Annotated in this window: 9 protein-coding genes; 7 read left to right on the plus strand and 2 right to left on the minus strand. The window is 73.3% G+C overall.

The genetic code is table 11. The features are described 5' to 3' along the window. Positions 1-253: 253 nt before the first annotated feature. Positions 254-2,878 (minus strand): alpha-glucan family phosphorylase, encoded by a 2,625-nt coding sequence (glgP, locus tag ACFYNO_RS07450; protein WP_388006790.1) that lies wholly within the window; start codon positions 2,876-2,878, stop codon positions 254-256. Between the two features lie 949 nt (positions 2,879-3,827). Between glgP and ACFYNO_RS07455 the strand changes: the two genes are divergently transcribed. The 7 genes from ACFYNO_RS07455 to pyk all read left to right on the plus strand — a co-directional run bounded on the left by ACFYNO_RS07455 (position 3,828) and on the right by pyk (position 16,609). Next, complete coding sequence (locus ACFYNO_RS07455; RefSeq protein ID WP_388007538.1) at positions 3,828-5,786, plus strand: alpha-1,4-glucan--maltose-1-phosphate maltosyltransferase; 1,959 nt, start codon at positions 3,828-3,830, stop codon at positions 5,784-5,786. Next, a complete protein-coding gene (treS, locus tag ACFYNO_RS07460) occupies positions 5,783-7,486 on the plus strand; it encodes a maltose alpha-D-glucosyltransferase (protein WP_388006793.1) in 1,704 nt (567 codons plus the stop codon). Before ACFYNO_RS07455 ends, treS begins: the two co-directional genes overlap by 4 nt. Before the next feature lie 218 nt (positions 7,487-7,704). Then, positions 7,705-9,252 (plus strand): maltokinase, encoded by a 1,548-nt coding sequence (locus tag ACFYNO_RS07465; RefSeq protein WP_388006796.1) that lies wholly within the window; start codon positions 7,705-7,707, stop codon positions 9,250-9,252. A 59-nt stretch (positions 9,253-9,311) separates the two neighbouring features. Then, positions 9,312-11,663 (plus strand): 1,4-alpha-glucan branching protein GlgB, encoded by a 2,352-nt coding sequence (glgB, locus tag ACFYNO_RS07470; protein ID WP_388006799.1) that lies wholly within the window; start codon positions 9,312-9,314, stop codon positions 11,661-11,663. A gap of 113 nt (positions 11,664-11,776) precedes the next feature. Next, positions 11,777-13,918 (plus strand): phosphate acetyltransferase, encoded by a 2,142-nt coding sequence (gene pta, locus ACFYNO_RS07475; RefSeq protein ID WP_388006802.1) that lies wholly within the window; start codon positions 11,777-11,779, stop codon positions 13,916-13,918. Further along, positions 13,911-15,116, plus strand: a complete 1,206-nt coding sequence (locus ACFYNO_RS07480) for an acetate kinase (protein WP_388006805.1) — start codon at positions 13,911-13,913, stop codon at positions 15,114-15,116. The genes pta and ACFYNO_RS07480 overlap by 8 nt, the downstream gene beginning before the upstream one ends. Before the next feature lie 62 nt (positions 15,117-15,178). Beyond that, entirely contained in the window at positions 15,179-16,609 is a 1,431-nt protein-coding gene (gene pyk, locus ACFYNO_RS07485; RefSeq protein ID WP_388006808.1) for a pyruvate kinase, read from the plus strand. Positions 16,610-16,673: 64 nt separating this feature from the next. On the opposite strand, the gene ACFYNO_RS07490 is transcribed toward pyk, so the two are convergent. After that, entirely contained in the window at positions 16,674-17,363 is a 690-nt protein-coding gene (locus tag ACFYNO_RS07490) for a hypothetical protein (RefSeq protein WP_388006811.1), read from the minus strand. Positions 17,364-17,376 lie beyond the last annotated feature (13 nt).

Here is a 17,376-nt window from a genome sequence, read left to right on the forward strand (position 1 = left end):
ATCTGACGCTGCACGGGTACGGGTGCGTGGCGGCGGGGGACATGACCCGGGTGTTCGGGCGGCTGTCGCCGGGGGTCTGGGACCGGCTTCGGGAGCTGGGGTTCCGGGGTGCCGCGGAGGACTCGATCAGGGACGGAACGAGCACTTCCCCGGCTTCGGCGACGTATGGAGCGTCAACCTCGCGCCCCGACATAGAGGTGCGCAGGAAGTCGACCCACCCGACTTCCTGCGCACCAGCTCAGTGGGTTAGCCGCTAGCGCAGCATCCCCGCATCCATCCCCGCGGACTCCGGCGGCAGTGCCACCAGCCCCAGCTCCGCCGGCGACACCAGCAGCGCGTGCGAGGGCAGCACCCGCACCGTGTACCCGAACGGGCCCGTGCGGCACAGCTCGAGCGTGCCCTCGTAGCGCTGGCAGCCCGCGAGGTCCGGGCCGCCGACCGGCTTGAGGGTCTGCACCTCGGCGTCGCGGATGCGGTCGCGCTCGTCGACGGAGCCCGAGACGACCTGCACCTCCACGTCGTCGGCGGTCAGCGAACCCAGCGTCACCTGGACCCGCAGCGCCAGCGCCGTGCCGAGCTCCGCCGCCTCCGAGACCGCCGCCTCCACGTGGCCGACGGCGACGCCGCTCCACGACTGGCGGACCCGCGCCTTCCACTCCGCCAGCTCCCGGGCGCCCGCCGCGTCCAGCCGCCGCTGGGCGAGGGCCGCCGGCGCGTACAGCCGCTCGACGTACTCGCGCACCATCCGGCCCGCCAGCACCTTCGGGCCCAGCGTGGCCAGGGTGTGCCGGACCATCGCGATCCACCGGTGCGGCAGCCCGTCCGGGCCCCGCTCGTAGTAGCGCGCCGCGACCTGGTGCTCGATCAGGTCGTAGAGGGCCGCCGCCTCGATGTCGTCGCGCTGGTCCTCGTCGAAGCCCGGACCGTCCGCCGTCGGGATCGCCCAGCCGTTGCGGCCGTCGTACCACTCGTCCCACCAGCCGTCGAGCACCGAGAGGTTGAGGCAGCCGTTGAGCGCGGCCTTCATCCCCGAGGTGCCGCAGGCCTCCAGCGGGCGCAGCGGGTTGTTCAGCCAGACGTCGCAGCCGGGGTAGAGGTGCTTGGCCATCGCCATGTCGTAGTCCGGCAGGAAGACGATCCGGTGCCGCACCGCCGGGTCGTCGGCGAAGGCGACCAGCTGCTGGATCAGCCGCTTGCCGCCGTCGTCCGCCGGGTGGGCCTTGCCGGCCACCACGATCTGCACCGGCCGGGTCGGGTGCAGCAGCAGGGCGCGCAGCCGGTCCTGGTCGCGCAGCATCAGGGTGAGCCGCTTGTACGAGGGCACCCGGCGGGCGAAGCCGATGGTCAGCACCTCGGGGTCGAGCACGCCGCTGGTCCAGCCCAGCTCGGCGTCGCCCGCGCCGCGGGCCCGCCAGGCGGCTCGCAGCCGGCGCCGGGCCTCCTCGACCAGCTGGGCGCGGAGCAGGCCGCGGACCTCCCAGACCTCCTCGTCGGCGATCTGGTCGACGCCGTGCCAGCGGTCGGAGCCGCCGACCGTCATCGCGGTCTCGGCCGCCTCGGCGCCGATCCGGCTCGCGCCGAGCCGGACCACCGCGGGGTCGATCCAGGTCGGCGCGTGCACCCCGTTGGTGATCGAGGCGATCGGCACCTCGCCGGCGTCGAAGCCCGGCCAGAGCGGGCCGAACATGGTCCGGCTGACCTCGCCGTGCAGGGTGGAGACGCCGTTCGCCCGCTGCGCCAGCCGCAGGCCCATCGCCGCCATGTTGAAGAGCTTGGGGTCGCCGCCCGGCCAGTCCTCCACGCCGAGCGCGAGCACCCGGTCCACCGGCACCCCGCGCAGCGCGGCGTCGCCGCTGAAGTGCCGGGCCACCAGCTCTGCCTCGAACCGGTCGATGCCGGCCGGCACCGGGGTGTGGGTGGTGAACAGGGTGCCGGCCCGGACGGCCTCCAGCGCGGCGCCGAAGTCGTGCCCGTCCTCGCCCGCCACCAGCTCGCGGATCCGCTCGATGCCGAGGAAGCCGGCGTGGCCCTCGTTCGTGTGGAAGACCTCCGGCGCGGCGTGCCCGGTGAGCCGGCAGAAGGTGCGCACGGCCCGCACCCCGCCGATGCCCAGCAGCATCTCCTGCAGCAGCCGGTGCTCGCTGCCCCCGCCGTACAGCCGGTCGGTGACGTCCCGTTCGGTGGCCGCGTTGGACTCCACGTCGGAGTCGAGCAGCAGCAGCGGCACCCGGCCGACCTGGGCCTTCCAGATCTGCGCGGTCAGCGTGCGGCCGGCCGGCAGCGCCAGCTCCACCCGGCTGGGCGTGCCGTCGGGTTCGCGCAGCAGGGTGACGGCCAGCTCGTCCGGGTCCAGCAGCGGGTAGCGCTCCTGCTGCCAGCCGTCCCGGCTGAGCGACTGGCGGAAGTAGCCGTGCCGGTAGAAGAGGCCCACGCCGATCAGCGGCACGCCGAGGTCGCTGGCGGCCTTGAGGTGGTCGCCGGCCAGGATGCCGAGGCCGCCGGAGTACTGCGGCAGCGCGGCGGCGATGCCGTACTCAGGGGAGAAGTAGGCGATCGCGGCGGGCAGCTCGGCCGCGCCGGGGGCCGACTGGTACCAGCGCGGCGCGCCCAGGTAGTCGGCCAGGTCGTCGGTCAGGTCACCCAGGCGGCGCAGGAACCGGCGGTCGGCCGCCAGGGCGGCCAGCCGGTGGGCGGGCACCTCGCCGAGCAGCCGGACCGGGTCCTCGCCGACGGCCTCCCAGACTCCCGGGTCGACCGAGCGGAACAGCTCCCGGGTCTCCGGGTGCCAGGACCAGCGCAGGTTGAGTGCGAGCTCGTGCAGCGGCTGGAGTTGCTCGGGCAGGACGGTACGGACGGTGAATCTGCGGATGGCCTTCACAGCTCGAAGCCTAGACCGCCACACGTCGCTGATGGGGCGTCAACTCTCGTAACACAGCTCCATTCGGGCGTATCGAAGAGGTCACGTCCGGCGCAGTCGGAGCCACGGGGGGCGCAGAGGGCGCACTCGTCCCGAAGGCGCGCGCGGGTCGCGCGATTCCCCCGTTCGGGGGGCGAAGGGGGGGCGCAATACGCTCCCCCGCACCACCGCGCCGACGACAGACCGAGTGGTAAGAGCTACGAACAGTGCGAGGATGGGCACAGGCCGCAATCGCCGCGGGGCGACATGGGTGGCGTTTCCCGTGCGACGCGGTCGGTCCTCCTGGTTCCGCAACTGGTTCCGCGTTGGTTCCGAATCCTTCCCCGACCCTCCGTTAGCCCACTCGGCCCACTGGGTGTCCTCCCTGGTGGGTCATCGCGTGTCCTCATCCCCGCCCCGGTCGTTCCCGGGGTGGGTCGGAATCGCCCTGTCCGGGCGTGCCGCGAGGCCGCGCGCCGGGACGTGCGCCGTTTCGCCGTTCCGGACCGCCGTGGGCGCCGGTCTCGGCCTGGCCCGACCCGGCGGTACGGGCAGGCTCCGGTCGCTCGTCAGTCCCCCACCCAGTAGACCTCAGGCACTCCCCGGCCCCTTCCGCTCCGGGACTGCCGCCGATCACGGGCAGGAGTTCGGCATGCACGGCGACACACGGAATCAGTCCGCACTGGTGTCCGAGGGGTTGGAGCCTTCCGAGGGGCCGGGTGGCACCCGGCTGCTGCCGATCCCGGCCATAGCGGAACCGGTCACGGCGCCCTCCGAACCGCCCCGGCGCCGGGCCCCCGCCACCCGGACGGCCCAGTCCGCGGAGAAGTCCGCCCAGAAGAGCACCCAGAAGTCCACGACCACCGCGAAGTCCGACACCCCGTCGAAGCCGCGGGCCGCCGCCCGCACCCGTACCAAGGAGAACGCCCCGATGATCGGCCGGATCCCCGTGCTGGACGTCGCCCCGGCGGTGGACGCCGGCCGCCGCCCCGCCCGGGCGGTGGTCGGCGAGACCTTCCAGGTCACCGCCACGGTCTTCCGCGAGGGCCACGACGCGGTCGGCGCCAACGTGGTGCTGCGCGGCCCCGGCGGCCGCGGCGGCGGCTGGGTGCCGATGCGCGAGCTGGCCCCCGGCACCGACCGCTGGGGCGCCGAGGTCACCCCGACGGCCGAGGGCCGCTGGAGCTACACGGTGGAGGCCTGGAGCGACCCGGTCGCCACCTGGCGGCACGCCGCCGCCATCAAGGTGCCGGCCGGTCAGGACGTCGACCTGGTGCTGGAGGAGGGCGCGGTGCTGCTGGAGCGCGCCGCCGCCGGGGTGCCCAAGCGCGAGGGCCGCCCCCAGGTGCTGCGCGCGGTGGCCGCCCTGCGCGACACCGCCCGCCCGCCGCTCACCCGGTTGGCCGCCGCCCTCACCCCCGAGGTGACGGCCGCGCTGACCCGCCACCCGCTGCGCGAGCTGGTCACCGCCGCCGAGCCGATGCCGCTGAAGGTCGAGCGCAGGCGCGCGCTCTACGGCTCCTGGTACGAGTTCTTCCCGCGCTCGGAGGGCGCCACGCTGGAGCCTCCCTCCTCGCCCGGCGCCGGGCGGGAGGGGTCCATGCGCTCCGGCACCTTCCGCACCGCCGCCGAGCGGCTGCCGGCGGTCGCCGCGATGGGCTTCGACGTGGTCTACCTGCCGCCGATCCACCCGATCGGCCTCTCCTACCGCAAGGGCCCCAACAACAGCCTGACCGCGGGCCCGCAGGACGTCGGCTCGCCCTGGGCGATCGGCGCGCCGGAGGGCGGGCACGACGCCGTCCACCCGGACCTGGGCACCCTGGAGGACTTCGACGCCTTCGTCGCCCGGGCGACCGACCTCGGCCTGGAGATCGCCCTGGACTTCGCCCTGCAGGCCTCCCCCGACCACCCCTGGGTGAACAAGCACCCGGAGTGGTTCAGCCACCGGCTGGACGGCTCGATCGCCTTCGCCGAGAACCCGCCGAAGAAGTACCAGGACATCTACCCGATCAACTTCGACCAGGACTTCGACGGCCTGGTGATCGAGACCATCCGGCTGCTGCGGCACTGGATGGCGCACGGGGTGCGGATCTTCCGGGTGGACAACCCGCACACCAAGCCGGTGCGGTTCTGGGAGAAGGTGCTCGGCGAGGTGAACCGCACCGACCCGGACGTGATCTTCCTGGCCGAGGCGTTCACCCGGCCGGCCATGATGCACACCCTGGCCAAGATCGGCTTCCAGCAGTCCTACACCTACTTCACCTGGCGCAACAGCAAGCACGAGCTGACCCAGTACCTGACCGAGCTGAGCGGCGAGGCGGCCGCCTACATGCGCCCGAACTTCTTCGCCAACACCCCGGACATCCTGCCCCGCCACCTCCAGCACACCGGCCCCGCCGCCTTCGCGGTGCGCGCCGTACTGGCCGCCACGCTCTCCCCGAGCTGGGGCGTCTACGCCGGGTTCGAGTTCGCCGAGTGCACCCCGGCGGGCCCGGACACCGAGGAGTACCTGGACTCGGAGAAGTACCAGCTGCGCCCGCGCGACTGGTCCCGCACCGACTCCCTGGCCCCGCTGCTGACCGCGCTCAACCTGCAGCGCCGGGCCCACCCCGCGCTGCAGGAGCTGCGCAACCTGGTCTTCCTGCCGACCGACAACGACCAGGTCATCGCCTACACCAAGCGCACCGGGGACGACGAGGTCATCGTGGTGGTCAACCTCGACCCGTGGCAGCCGCAAGAGGCCACCGTCACCCTTCCGAGTGACGAAGAGCTCGCCGTCACCGACGAGCTGAGCGGCGCGCAGTACACCTGGCACCGCCACAACTACGTCCGGCTCGACCCCTCGGTGTCGCCGGCCCACCTCCTCACCGTTCGGAGGACCTCCCTGTGATTGTGAACGAGCCCGTCCCCGACACCTTCGCGGACACCGAGAAGAAGGACCTGGACCCGGAGTGGTTCAGGCGCGCGGTCTTCTACGAGGTGCTGGTGCGGTCCTTCCAGGACAGCAACGGCGACGGTGTGGGCGACCTGAAGGGGCTCACCGCCAAGCTCGACTACCTCCAGTGGCTCGGCGTGGACTGCCTCTGGCTGCCGCCGTTCTTCGCCTCCCCGCTGCGCGACGGCGGGTACGACGTGGCCGACTACACGGCGGTGCTGCCGGAGTTCGGCGACCTGGCCGACTTCGTCGAGTTCGTGGACGCGGCGCACAAGCGCGGCATGCGGGTGATCATCGACTTCGTGATGAACCACACCAGCGACCAGCACCCGTGGTTCCAGGCCTCCCGCAACGACCCGGACGGCCCCTACGGCGACTTCTACATGTGGGCCGACGACGACAAGCAGTACCCGGACGCCCGGATCATCTTCATCGACACCGAGACCTCCAACTGGACCTACGACCCGGTCCGGAAGCAGTACTTCTGGCACCGGTTCTTCTCCCACCAGCCGGACCTGAACTACGACAACCCGCGGGTCCAGGAGGAGATGATCGCCGGCCTGCGGTTCTGGCTGGACCTGGGCATCGACGGCTTCCGGCTGGACGCGGTGCCGTACCTGTTCGCCCGCGAGGGGACGAACTGCGAGAACCTGCCGGAGACCCACGAGTTCCTCAAGCGGGTCCGCAAGGAGATCGACGCCGACTACCCGGACACCGTGCTGCTCGCCGAGGCCAACCAGTGGCCCGAGGACGTGGTGGACTACTTCGGCGACTTCGGCTCCGGCGGCGACGAGTGCCACATGGCCTTCCACTTCCCGGTGATGCCGCGGATCTTCATGGCGGTGCGCCGGGAGTCCCGCTACCCGGTCTCGGAAATCCTCGCCAAGACGCCGACCATCCCGAGCGGCTGCCAGTGGGGCATCTTCCTGCGCAACCACGACGAGCTGACCCTGGAGATGGTCACCGACGAGGAGCGCGACTACATGTACGCGGAGTACGCGAAGGACCCGCGGATGCGGGCCAACGTGGGCATCCGCCGCCGGCTCGCCCCGCTGCTGGAGAACGACCGCAACCAGATCGAGCTCTTCACGGCGCTGCTGCTCTCGCTGCCCGGCTCCCCGGTGCTCTACTACGGGGACGAGATCGGGATGGGCGACAACATCTGGCTGGGCGACCGGGACGGGGTGCGCACCCCGATGCAGTGGACCCCGGACCGCAACGCGGGTTTCTCCTCGGCGGACCCGGGCAGGCTCAGTCTGCCGCCCATCATGGATCCGGTCTACGGCTTCCAGGTCACCAACGTCGAGGCACAGCAGAGCAGTTCCTCCTCGCTGTTGCACTGGACCCGGCGCATGATCGAGATCCGCAAGCTCAATCCGGCCTTCGGACTGGGCAGTTACACCGAGCTTCCGTCCAGCAACCCGGCCGTCCTGGCCTTCGTGCGGGAGCACCAGGGCGACCTGGTGATGTGCGTGAACAACTTCTCCCGGTTCCCGCAGCCCACCGAGCTGGACCTGCGGCGGTACGGCGGGCGCTTCCCGGTCGAGCTGATCGGCGGGGTGCGGTTCCCGTCGATCGGTGAGTGGCCGTACCTGCTCACCCTGGCCGGGCACGGCTTCTACTGGTTCCAGCTGCGCAAGCCGGGAGCGCAGTAACGATCCCGCAGCGCCGGGGGCGCACCGGCCGCTGGGCCTGCGCCCCCGGCGGTCCGCGCGCCACCCGGTACGGAGAACAGCCCAACGCGAACACCCCCTCAGGCGTGACACCCGAGTCCGACTCGCGTGCCGTCGCCGCCGCGCCGCCGAAATCCGGGAGACTGGCTCGCCCGGCCTGATCCGTCGGGCCGTCAGCCTGCTTCCGGGGAAAGGGAGTCATGTCGGAAATCTCCCGTTCTCAAGCCCACACCCATCGCGACGCCGGCACCGCCCCGCGCGGTCCCGCGGGGCCCGGGGCACCGCACGCCGCCCTCGGGCGCGCCGCCGGCGGGCATCCGGGCGGCGGCCATCCGGGCGGGGCGCAGACCGGCCGGCCGCGCACCGGCGGCTCGCTGGCGGTCGGCGAGCTGGTCGAGGCCGCCCTCCCGCTGATCGCCGACTGGCTGCCCGGCCAGCGCTGGTACGCGGGCAAGGGCCAGGCGATCACCGGCCTGCGCCCGGTCACCGCGACGCCGCTGGTCACCGGCGACCCGGCGATGCTCCACCTGCTGCTGCGGGTCGAGCACGGCGACCAGACCGACCTCTACCAGCTGCTGCTCGGGCTGCGCGCCGAGGCGCCGCCCGGTCTGCTGCCGGAGGCCTCGCTGGGCAGCCTGACCCACGGCCCGTACGACGGCGCGGCGCTCTACGACGCGGTGCACGACCCGGAGCTGACCGGCCGGCTGCTGGCCCACCTGGCCGGCGCCGACCGGTTCGGCCCGCTGGCCTTCCGCCGCACCCCCGGCCCCGGCCTGCCCGGCGACCTGCTCGGCCGGGCCGGCACCGCCGAGCAGTCCAACACCTCGGTCATCTTCGGCACCGAGTTCATCCTCAAGCTCTTCCGCCGGATCAGCCCCGGCACCAACCCCGACCTGGAGCTGTCGCTGGCCCTCTCCCGGGCCGGCTCCACCCGGATCCCCCGGGTGGAGGCCTGGTTCGAGAGCCGGCTGGTCGGCGCCGAGCCGGCCACCCTGGGCCTGCTGCAGCGCTTCCTGCCGGACGCCGAGGACGGCTGGGAGCTGGCGCTGGACCAGGTGGCCCGGCTGAAGGGCGATCCCAGCCCGGGCAACTTCGCGGTCGAGGCGCACCGGCTCGGCCGGGCCACCGCCGAGGTGCATCGGGTACTGGCCAGGGCGCTGCCGGTGGCCCGGCTGGACCGGGAGCAGACCGGCCGGCTGGCCACCGCGATGGCCGAGCGGCTGGACGCGGCGGCGGTCGCGGTGCCGGCCCTGCGCCGCTACCGGCCGGCCCTGCACGCCGCCTTCCGGCAGCTGACGGCCGACCACCTGACCGGCCTGACCGTCCAGCGGATCCACGGCGACCTGCACCTGGGCCAGGCGATGCGCACCCCGCAGGGCTGGGTGCTGCTGGACTTCGAGGGCGAGCCGGCCAAGTCGGTGGCCGAGCGGCGGCTGCCGCAACCGGCCCTGAAGGACGTGGCGGCGATGCTGCGCTCCTTCGACTACGCCGCCGCGCACCTGCTGGCCGGCGCCGAACCGGACCCGGAGCTGGCCCTCCTGGCGGCCGCCTGGGCGGCCCGCAACCGGGCCGCCTACTGCGCCGGCTACACCGCGGCCGGCGGCACCGACCCGGCCGGCTGCCCGGAGCTGCTGCGGGCGCTGGAGATCGACAAGGCGGTCTACGAGGTGGTCTACGAGGCGCGGCACCGGCCGGGCTGGCTGCCGATCCCGCTGACCGCCATCCACCGGCTCGCCACCGCGACCTGAGCCGTGGCCGCGCCCGTTGCCCCGTCCGTTCCGTAGCCCCCACCGTGGAGGAGCCTGCCGTGGCCCCGCTCGACCGACCCGTCCCGACCGTGCCCGCCACCTTCCTCCCGAGCGGACCGGCCCGCCCGGACCGCGGGGCCGGCCGCACCCAGGCGCCCGAGCGGTCCGGGTCCGGGTCCGCGGCCGCGCCGCCGGCCGCGGACCCGGACGGCGGGCCGGTGCTCCGGCTGGCGGAGGCGCCGCTGCCGCCGGCCGAGATCGAGCGGCTGGTCGGCGGCGCGCACCACGACCCGCACGCCCTGCTCGGCGCCCACCCCATCACCGGCGGCACCGCGATCCGGGTGCTGCGCCCGCTGGCCGAGCGGGTCACCATCGAGACCGCCTACGGGCCGGCCGAGCTGACCCACCAGCAGAGCGGCCTCTTCACCGGCCTGCTGCCCGGTGCCGCGGTGCCGGACTACGAGCTGCGGGTGGGCTACCCGGGCGCCGAACCGGTCCGGCAGGAGGACGCCTACCGGCTGCCGCCGACCCTGGGCGAGCTGGACCTGCACCTGATCCGGGAGGGCCGGCACGAGCGGCTCTGGGAGGCGCTGGGCGCGCACCGCCGCACGGTGGACGGGATCGAGGGCACCGGCTTCGCGGTCTGGGCGCCGAACGCCGTCGGGGTGCGGCTGGTCGGCGACTTCAACCACTGGGACGGCACCGGGTTCCCGATGCGCTCGCTGGGCGCCAGCGGGGTCTGGGAGCTGTTCGTGCCGGGGCTGCCGGTCGGCAGCCGGTACAAGTTCGAGATCCGGGGCAAGGACGGCCACTTCCGGCAGAAGGCCGACCCGCTCGCCCGCGAGGCCCAACTGCCGCCGGAGACCGCCTCGGTGGTCACCGAGTCGGCCTACGAGTGGGGCGACGCCGACTGGCTGGCCCGGCGCTCCCGGGCCCGTCACCACCGCGAGCCGATGTCCGTCTACGAGGTCCACCTGCCCTCCTGGCGCAAGGGCCTGACGTACCGCCGGCTCGCCGATGAGCTGCCCGCCTACCTGCGCGAGCTGCACTTCACCCACGTGGAGTTCATGCCGCTGATGGAGCACCCGTTCGGCGGCTCCTGGGGCTACCAGGTCTCCGGCTTCTACGCGCCGACCTCGCGGCTCGGCACCCCGGACGACTTCCGCTTCCTGGTGGACGCGCTGCACCGGGCCGGGATCGGCGTGATCATGGACTGGGTGCCGGCCCACTTCCCCAAGGACGCCTTCGCGCTGGCCCGGTTCGACGGCGAACCGCTCTACGAGCCGGCCGACCCGCGGCGCGCCGAGCACCCCGACTGGGGCACCCTGACCTTCGACTACGGCCGCACCGAGGTGCGCAACTTCCTGGTGGCGAACGCGGTCTACTGGTGCGAGGAGTTCCACATCGACGGGCTGCGGGTGGACGCGGTCGCCTCGATGCTCTACCTGGACTACTCCCGCGAGTACGGCCAGTGGGCGCCCAACCAGTTCGGCGGCCGGGAGAACCTGGACGCGGTCGGCTTCCTGCAGGAGATGAACGCCACCGTCTACAAGCGCTGCCCCGGCGTGGTCACCATCGCCGAGGAGTCCACCGCCTGGGACGGCGTCACCCGCTCCACCGACACCGGCGGCCTGGGCTTCGGCTTCAAGTGGAACATGGGCTGGATGCACGACTCGCTGGTCTACATGGCCAAGGAGCCGGTGCACCGCAAGTACCACCACAACGAGATCACCTTCTCCATGGTCTACGCCTACTCGGAGAACTACGTGCTGCCGATCTCGCACGACGAGGTGGTGCACGGCAAGGGCGCGCTGGTCGCCAAGATGCCCGGCGACTGGTGGCAGCAGCGCGCCAACGAGCGCGCCTACCTGGGCTTCATGTGGTCCCACCCGGGCAAGCAGCTGCTCTTCATGGGCCAGGAGTTCGCCCAGGGCGCGGAGTTCCACCACGAGCACGGCCCGCAGTGGTGGGTGCTGGAGGAGGACTGGCCGGCCCACCAGGAGCACCGCGGGATGCGCCGGCTGGTGGCCGAGCTGAACCGCGCCTACCGGGAGCGGCCGGCCCTGTGGGAGCTGGACACCAGCCCGGAGGGCTTCCGCTGGCTGGACGGCGGCGCGGCCGAGGACAACCTGCTGGCCTTCGTCCGGTACGCGGCCGACGGCAGCCCGCTGGTCGCGGTCTGCAACTTCTCGCCGGTGGTGCGGCACGGCCACCGGGTCGGCCTGCCCGCGCTCGGCTCCCCGGACCGGCTCTGGCGCGAGCTGCTGAACACCGACGACCAGCGGTTCGGCGGCAGCGGGGTGGCCAACGCCGGGCCGGTGAAGGCCGAGCCGGTGCCGTGGAACGGCCAGCCGCACAGCGCCGAGCTGGTGCTGCCGCCGCTGGCCACGGTCTGGCTGGTCCCGGCCTGACGGACCGTCGGGCCCGCCCGGCCGGCGCCGACGCCGCACGTGCGAACACCAGCACGAACTGCGAAGGTAGGGTCGGGGCGGGCCCGAGGTACGGACGGAACGGAGCGAACGCGGTGGCGCGCAGTGTGTACGTGACCGGGATCGACCGGGGGGACGGCCGGCAGGCCGTCGAACTCGGCGTCATGGAGCTGCTCACCCGCCGGGTGGACCGGGTCGGCGTCTTCCGCCCCCTGGTGCACGCGGCCGCCCCCGGGCAGCCGGTCGGCGACCACGTGGTGGAGCTGCTGCGCACCCGCTACCGGCTGGACCTGCCGGTCACCGAGCTCTACGGGCTCGGCTACGAGGACGCCGCCGAGCTCGGTGCCGCCCAGGGGCAGGACGAGCTGGTCTCGGCGCTGGTCGACCGGTTCCGGGCGCTGGAGCGGCGCTGCGAGGCGGTGCTGGTGCTGGGCACCGACTTCGCCGAGACCACCATCCCCGACGAGCTGGCCTTCAACGCCCGGCTGGCCAACGAGTTCGGCGCCCAGGTGCTGCCGGTGGTCGGCGGCCGCGGCAAGGACCGGCAGGCCGTGGTCTCCGAGGTGCTGAACGCCCACCGGGCCTACGCGGACCTGGGCTGCTCGATCCTGGCGATGGTGGCCAACCGGGTCGCGCCGGCCGCCAAGCAGGCGGTGCTGCGCGGCCTGTCCGGCAAGCTGCCGGTGCCCGCCTACGTGATCCCGGAGGAGCCGGCGCTGGCCGCCCCGACGGTGGGTCAGCTGGTCGAGGCGACCGGCGCCGAGGTGCTGCTGGGTGACGCGGCCGGGCTGGCCCGGGACGTCCGCGGCTTCGTCTTCGGCGGCGCGATGCTGCCGACCTTCCTCGGCGCGCTGACCGAGGGCGCGCTGGTGGTCACCCCCGGGGACCGGGCCGACCTGCTGATCGGCTCGCTGGCCGCGCACGCCGCCGGCGCCCCGCCGATCGCCGGGGTGCTGCTGACGCTGGCCCAGCACCCGGGCCCGGACGTGCTGGCGCTGGCCGCCCGGCTGGCCCCCGGCACCCCGGTGGCCGTGGTGCACGAGGGCAGCTGGCCGACCGCCGCCGCGCTCACCCAGCTGGAGAGCCGGCTCAGCCAGGCCTCCCCGCGCAAGGCCGAGATCGCGCTCGGCCTCTTCGAACTGCACGTGGACTCGGCCGAGCTGACCGGCCGGATCGAGCTCAGCCGCTCGGACCGGGTGACCCCGATGATGTTCGAGCACGAGCTGCTGGAGCGCGCCAGGGCCGCGCGCCGGCACGTGGTGCTGCCGGAGGGCGGCGAGGAGCGGGTGCTGCGGGCCGCCGAGATCCTGCTGCGCCGCAACATCTGCGACCTGACCCTGCTCGGCGAGCCGGAGGCGGTGCGCCGCAAGGCGGCCGCGCTCGGCCTCACCCTGCCCGACCCGGAGGCCCCGGAGCAGCCCGCCGACCGGGCCCGGCTGCGGATCGTCGACCCGGCCACCTCGCCGCTGCGCCGCCGGTTCGCCGAGCTCTACACCGAGCTGCGGGCACACAAGGGGATGACCGTCGACCGGGCGCTGGACGTGGTCACCGACGTCAGCTACTTCGGCACCCTGATGGTCCAGGAGGGCATCGCCGACGGCATGGTCTCCGGCGCGGTGCACTCCACCGCCGCCACCATCCGCCCCGCCTTCGAGGTGATCCGCACCTCGCCGGGCGCCTCGATCGTCTCCTCGGTCTTCTTCATGTGCCTGGCCGACAAGGTGCTGGTCTACGGCGACTGCGCGGTCAACCCCGACCCGGACGCCCAGCAGCTGGCCGACATCGCGATCCGCTCGGCCGAGACCGCGGCCGCCTTCGGCGTCGAGCCCCGGGTGGCGCTGCTCTCCTACTCCACCGGCAGCTCCGGCTCCGGCGCGGACGTGGACAAGGTGCGCAAGGCCACCGAGCTGGTCCGCGAGCTGCGCCCGGAGCTGCTGGTGGAGGGCCCGATCCAGTACGACGCGGCGGTGGACCCGCAGGTGGCGGCGACCAAGCTGCCGGGCTCGCCGGTGGCCGGACGGGCCACCGTGCTGATCTTCCCGGACCTCAACACCGGCAACAACACCTACAAGGCGGTGCAGCGCTCGGCCGGCGCGGTGGCCGTCGGCCCGGTGCTGCAGGGGCTGCGCAAGCCGGTCAACGACCTCTCCCGGGGCGCGCTGGTGCAGGACATCGTCACCACCGTCGCGATCACCGCCGTCCAGGCGCAGCTGCCCGAGGAGGGCGACCATGTCTGAGCCGACCCGGGTGCTGGTGCTGAACGCCGGCTCCTCCTCGGTCAAGTACCAGCTGATCGACATGGTGGACGGCGCCCGGCTGGCCGTCGGCCTGGTCGAGCGGATCGGCGAGCGGACCGGCCGGCTGGCGCACGCCCCGCAGGGCGGCGAGCGGCGCGAGGCGGTGCGCCCGTTCCCGGACCACCGGGCGGCGCTGGACGCGGTGGCCGCCGAGCTGACCGCCGACGCGCTGGGCCTGGACTCCCCCGAGCTGGCCGCGATCGGCCACCGGGTGGTGCACGGCGGCAAGCGGTTCACCGCGCCGACCGTGGTCACCGACGAGGTGCTGACCGAGATCCGCCGGCTGGTGCCGGTGGCCCCGCTGCACAACCCGGCCAACATCACCGGCATCGAGGTGGCCCGCGGGCTGCGCCCCGACCTGCCGCAGGTGGCGGTCTTCGACACCGCCTTCCACACCACCATCCCGGAGTACGCGGCCCGGTACGCGATCGACACGGCGGTGGCCGACGAGCACCGGGTGCGCCGCTACGGCTTCCACGGCACCTCGCACCAGTACGTCTCCCGGGCCACCGCCCGGCTGCTCGGCCGGGACCCGGCGGAGCTGAACGTGATCGTGCTGCACCTGGGCAACGGCGCCTCCGCCTCGGCGGTGGCCGGCGGGGTCTGCGTGGAGACCTCGATGGGCCTGACCCCGCTGGAGGGGCTGGTGATGGGCACCCGCTCGGGCGACGTGGACCCGGGCGTGGTCTTCCACCTGCACCGGGTCGGCGGCCTGTCCGTCGACGAGATCGACGACCTGCTGAACCGCCGCAGCGGACTGCTCGGGCTCTGCGGCGAGAACGACATGCGGGAGATCATGCGCCGCACGGACGAGGGCGACCCGGCCGCGCGGCTGGCCTTCGACGCCTACGTGCACCGGCTGCGCAAGTACCTCGGCGGCTACTACGCGGTGCTCGGCCGGGTGGACGCCGTCGCCTTCACGGCGGGCGTGGGCGAGAACGCCGCGCCGGTTCGGGCGGCGGTCTGCGCCGGCCTGACCGAGCTGGGCATCGCGGTGGATCCGGAGCTCAACTCGATCCGCTCGGACCGGGCCCGGGTGGTCTCACCGGAGTACTCGCGGGTAACCGTTGCGGTGGTGCCGACCGACGAGGAGCTGGAGATCGCCCAGCAGACCTTCGCGCTGGTCCACCAGGGTTGACGCGTGCCCGCGGAGGATCGTCCCCCTCTCCGGGAATAACTCCTACGGATAGGATCATCCATATGCGCCGAGCAAAAATTGTCTGCACCCTGGGTCCTGCGACGGACTCCTACGAACAGCTGAAGGCCATCGTCGAGGCGGGCATGAACGTCGCCCGCCTGAACATGAGCCACGGCTCCCACGCGGAGCACGAGGAGCGGTACCTGAAGGTCCGCCAGGTGGCCGAGGACACCGGCCGCGCCATCGGTGTCCTGGCCGACCTGCAGGGCCCCAAGATCCGTCTGGCGACCTTCGCCAACGGGCCGGTGACCGTTGACAACGGCGACACGTTCACCATCACCACCGAAGACGTCCCCGGTGACCAGCACATCTGCGGCACCACCTACAAGGGCCTGCCCGGCGACGTGAAGCCCGGCGACCCGATCCTGATCAACGACGGCGTCATCGCCCTGGAGGTCGTCAGCGTCGACGGCCCGCGGGTGAAGACCGTGGTGGTCGAGGGCGGTGTGCTCTCCAACAACAAGGGCATCAACCTGCCCGGCGCGGCGGTCAACGTGCCCGCGCTCTCCGAGAAGGACAAGGACGACCTGCGGTTCGCGCTCCGGCTGGGCGTGGACATGGTCGCGCTCTCGTTCGTCCGCAACGCCGCGGACATCGATGACGTGCACAAGGTCATGGACGAGGTCGGCATCCGGGTGCCGGTGATCGCCAAGATCGAGAAGCCGCAGGCGGTCGAGGCGATGGAGGAGATCGTCCTCGCCTTCGACGCGATCATGGTGGCCCGTGGCGACCTGGCGGTCGAGTACCCGCTGGAGAAGGTCCCGCTGGTCCAGAAGCAGCTGATCACGCTGGCCCGCCGCAACGCCAAGCCGGTCATCGTCGCCACCCAGATGATGGAGTCGATGATCCACGCCTCCCGGCCGACCCGCGCCGAGGTGTCCGACGTGGCCAACGCGATCCTGGACGGCACCGACGCGGTGATGCTCTCCGCCGAGTCCAGCGTCGGCAAGTTCCCGGTCGAGACGGTCCGCACCATGAGCCGGATCGCCGAGCAGGCCGAGCTCGAGCTGCTCTCCCAGGGCCTGCAGCCGCTCAACCCGGGCCGCAAGCCGCGCACCCAGGGCGGCTCGGTCGCCCGCGCCGCCTGCGAGCTGGGCGACTTCCTCAACGCCCAGGCGCTGGTGGCCTTCACCAAGTCCGGCGACACCGCGCGCCGGCTCTCCCGGTACCGCTCGCCGATCCCGGTGATCGCCTTCACCCCGGACGCGGCCACCCGCAACCAGCTCTCGCTGAGCTGGGGCGTGGAGGCGTACGTGACCGAGCAGGTCGCCACCACCGACGAGATGGTCGGCCAGGTCGACCGCGAGCTGCTGTCGATGAAGCGGCTCGCCGAGCACGAGACGGTGATCGTCACCGCCGGCTCGCCCCCCGGCGTGCCGGGCAACACCAACATGGTCCAGGTGCACCACCTGGGCTCGCGCGCCGGCAGCTGACACCCCGCCGCACGCGCCCCTGGCGCCCCGTCGAGCCACCCGGCCCGGCGGGGCGCCGGCCGTCTCAGCTGAGATCGGCCTTGATCCACATCTCGACCAGCACCGAGTCCGGCGCGGCCGGGTCGGCATCCTCGCCGAAGCAGAGCTGCCGCCGGTCCACCAGCCAGCCGTTGCGCCGACAGCCGTGGTCCTGGCCCTCGGCCAGCCGCCAGCCGCGCGCGTTGAGGCTGTCGCGGAGCCGGGCGGCGACCTCGGCCCTGGACAGTCCCGCGCCGCTGACCTCGGCCTGCAGGGTGCAGCCCGCGGAGCCCGTCTCGGTGCACTCGTTCCGCACTCCGTGCAGCGCCAGCCCGGCCGCCAGCGGGCGCAGTTCGTCGGCCGGGGGCACGTCGTCGCTCAGCCCGGCGAACCAGAGGTAGCCGGGCACGAGCAGGCCGAACAGCGCCAGGTAGCTGCCGAAGGCGATCCGTGCGCCGCTGGCCCGGTCGCCGAGGACCTGCTTGCGCCTCGGCCCGCGCAGCCGCCGCTCGGCCAGCAGCCCGGCCGCCACCAGCAGCACCGAGAGCGGCAGCTCGGCGAGGTAGAGCTCGGCCCTGGCCCGGGTGTCGATCCAGTCCAGGTGCACGGCGAGCAGCAGCGCCGACCAGCCGGCCAGCGGCAGGCCCACGGCGAGGCCCACCGGGGCGGTCCTGGCCATCAGCGCCCAGCAGAGCGGCGGACCGGCCAGGAAGAGCAGGACGAAGAGCGTGACCAACGGTTCCCCCCGT

The organism is Kitasatospora sp. NPDC006697 (assembly GCF_042869935.1).
Lineage (GTDB): Bacteria > Actinomycetota > Actinomycetes > Streptomycetales > Streptomycetaceae > Kitasatospora.

What these genes read in the sequence shown, in the direction of transcription:
- ACFYNO_RS07455 (WP_388007538.1), top strand. Translation starts at nt 3,828, where the DNA reads ATGATCGGCCGGATCCCCGTGCTGGACGTCGCCCCGGCGGTGGACGCC.
- ACFYNO_RS07465 (WP_388006796.1), top strand. Translation starts at nt 7,705, where the DNA reads ATGTCGGAAATCTCCCGTTCTCAAGCCCACACCCATCGCGACGCCGGC.
- ACFYNO_RS07480 (WP_388006805.1), top strand. Translation starts at nt 13,911, where the DNA reads ATGTCTGAGCCGACCCGGGTGCTGGTGCTGAACGCCGGCTCCTCCTCG.
- pyk (WP_388006808.1), top strand. Translation starts at nt 15,179, where the DNA reads ATGCGCCGAGCAAAAATTGTCTGCACCCTGGGTCCTGCGACGGACTCC.